The following is a 3325-nucleotide window of genomic DNA, read 5'->3' on the forward strand; positions in this document are numbered from 1 at the left end:
TTAGTTTTATTTTTTTATCCCCGTTTAAAAACAACAAACCTCTATTTTTTATTAAAAAGCAAAACATAAGTCACTTTAGTAAAAAAAAGCCCCTGGCGATGACCTACTTTCGCATGAGGAGACCTCACACTATCATCGGCGCTGATTTGTTTCACTTCTGAGTTCGGGATGGAATCAGGTGGTTCCAAATCGCTATGGTCGCCAGGAAAACTCGTATGACCTCATGCGCTGGTGATATCACTATCTACTGTTCACCACCAAGCCTAAGGTCTGGTAAAAAAAAGAGTCCACAATCAATTCGTATTCAGTTTACTTCACATAATCTGAAGTCACTCAGATTATATGGTCAAGACAATCAGCCAATTAGTACAAGTTAGCTCCACACATTACTGCGCTTCCACACCTTGCCTATCAACGTCGTAGTCTTCAACGGGCTTCATGGGAAAACTCATCTTGAGGGAGGCTTCCCGCTTAGATGCTTTCAGCGGTTATCCCGTCCGAACTTAGCTACCCGGCTGTGCCACTGGCGTGACAACCGGTACACCAGAGGTTCGTCCACTCCGGTCCTCTCGTACTAGGAGCAGCTCCTCTCAATTTTCCTACGCCCACGGCAGATAGGGACCGAACTGTCTCACGACGTTCTAAACCCAGCTCGCGTACCACTTTAAATGGCGAACAGCCATACCCTTGGGACCTGCTTCAGCCCCAGGATGTGATGAGCCGACATCGAGGTGCCAAACACCGCCGTCGATATGAACTCTTGGGCGGTATCAGCCTGTTATCCCCGGAGTACCTTTTATCCGTTGAGCGATGGCCCTTCCATTCAGAACCACCGGATCACTAAGACCAACTTTCGTTCCTGCTCGAGCCGTCACTCTCGCAGTCAAGCACCCTTTTGCCTTTACACTCTTGGTACGATGTCCGACCGTACCGAGGGTACCTTTGTGCTCCTCCGTTACTCTTTGGGAGGAGACCGCCCCAGTCAAACTACCCATCATACACTGTCCTCATCCAGGATTACTGGACCAAGTTAGAACCTCAATAACAACAGGGTGGTATTTCAAGGTCGGCTCCATGAGAACTAGCGTCCTCACTTCAATGCCTCCCACCTATCCTACACAGTCGTCATCAAAGTCCAGTGCAAAACTATAGTAAAGGTTCACGGGGTCTTTCCGTCTAGCCGCGGGTACACTGCATCTTCACAGCGATTTCAATTTCACTGAGTCTCGGGTGGAGACAGTGTGGCCATCGTTACGCCATTCGTGCAGGTCGGAACTTACCCGACAAGGAATTTCGCTACCTTAGGACCGTTATAGTTACGGCCGCCGTTTACCGGGGCTTCGATCAAGAGCTTCTCCGAAGATAACCCCATCAATTAACCTTCCGGCACCGGGCAGGCGTCACACCCTATACGTCTTCTTACGAATTTGCAGAGTGCTGTGTTTTTAATAAACAGTCGCAGCCACCTGGTCTCTGCGGCCCTCTTAGGCTTCGTTACGCGTAGTAACTCACTCAAAAGGGCGTACCTTCTCCCGAAGTTACGGTACCATTTTGCCTAGTTCCTTCACCCGAGTTCTCTCAAGCGCCTTAGTATTCTCTACCTGTCCACCTGTGTCGGTTTGCGGTACGGTTCTCTATAAGTTATGGCTAGCAGCTTTTCCTGGAAGCCGGGCATCAATGACTTCTCTGTACACCTAAGTGTCAGAACCACTTCGCACCTCAGAGTTATGGAAAACCGGATTTGCCATGCCTTCCCCCCTACGTGCAAGTACCAGGACTACCAACCCCTGGCTCACCTAGCCTTCTTCGTCCCCACTTCACCACTTATAAAAAGTCCAGGAATATTAACCTGGTTCCCATCGACTACGCTCTTCAGCCTCGCCTTAGGGGCCGACTCACCCTGCTCCGATTAACGTCGTGCAGGAAACCTGGGACTTCCGGCGTGTGGGCTTTTCACCCACATTATCGTTACTTATGTCAGCATTCGCACTTCTGATACCTCCAGCCCACTTCTCAATGAACCTTCTTCAGCCTACAGAACGCTCCCCTACCACGTGCGCTTTCGCACACATCCGCAGCTTCGGTGACTAGTTTTAGCCCCGTTACATCTTCCGCGCAGGCCGACTCGACCAGTGAGCTATTACGCTTTCTTTAAAGGATGGCTGCTTCTAAGCCAACCTCCTGGCTGTCTATGCCTTCCCACATCGTTTCCCACTTAACTAGTACTTCGGGACCTTAGCTGGCGGTCTGGTTGTTTCCCTCTTCACGACGGACGTTAGCACCCGCCGTGTGTCTCCCGTGATCCAATTAGCCAGTATTCGGAGTTTGCATCGGTTTGGTAAGCCATGACAGCCCCCTAGCCGAAACAGTGCTCTACCCCCAGTAATCATTCACGAGGCGCTACCTAAATAGCTTTCGGGGAGAACCAGCTATCTCCGGGCTTGATTAGCCTTTCACTCCTAGCCACACGTCATCCGATAATTTTTCAACATTACCCGGTTCGGACCTCCAGTTGGTGTTACCCAACCTTCATCCTGCACATGGCTAGATCGCCCGGTTTCGGGTCTACTCCCAGCGACTATCGCCCTATTCAGACTCGATCTCTCTACGGCTCCCTTATGCAGTTAACCTCGCCACTGAAAGTAACTCGCTGACCCATTATACAAAAGGTACGCAGTCACACAGCCTAAACCATGCTCCCACTGCTTGTACGCAAACGGTTTCAGATTCTATTTCACTCCCCTCTCCGGGGTTCTTTTCACCTTTCCCTCACGGTACTGGTTCACTATCGGTCAGTAAGTAGTATTTAGCCTTGGATGATGGTCCACCCTTCTTCAACCAGGATTTCACGTGTCCCGGCCTACTTGTTCGCGTGCCTAGTTCCTCATCAATGCTTCGTATACGGGACTTTCACCCCCTTCGGTCAACCTTCCCATGTCGTTCTACTCGCATCAATAATAAATCACGCCAGGCTCCTCCCCGTTCGCTCGCCGCTACTTGGAGAATCTCTTTTGATTTCTTTTCCTTCGGGTACTTAGATGTTTCAGTTCCCCGAGTTCGCCTTTGTATCCTATGTATTCAGATACAAATGACCGCATCGCTGCAGCCGGGTTCCCCCATTCGGACACCCATGGTTCACAGCCCGTTTCCAGCTCCCCATGGCTTTTCGCAGGATTCCACGTCCTTCTTCGCCTCTTACTGCCAAGGCATCCACCGTTTGCGCTTCTCTTCTTGACCATATAACCTCAATCACCTCAATCATATGACCTAATACTATTCGCTTGTGTTACCTCTTTTCTTTACCTGTTTTTTAATGAACTCTGGC

The 3325-nt window shown here is 50.2% G+C and carries 2 rRNA genes; both read right to left on the minus strand.

Features of this window, described 5'->3' with window-relative positions:
• Window positions 1-90: 90 nt before the first annotated feature.
• A 5S ribosomal RNA gene (gene rrf / locus OK13_RS13475) occupies window positions 91-206 on the minus strand.
• Window positions 207-342: 136 nt separating this feature from the next.
• A 23S ribosomal RNA gene (locus OK13_RS13480) occupies window positions 343-3237 on the minus strand.
• Window positions 3238-3325 lie beyond the last annotated feature (88 nt).

Origin of the sequence: Legionella norrlandica (assembly GCF_000770585.1) — a bacterium.
Classification (GTDB): domain Bacteria; phylum Pseudomonadota; class Gammaproteobacteria; order Legionellales; family Legionellaceae; genus Legionella; species Legionella norrlandica.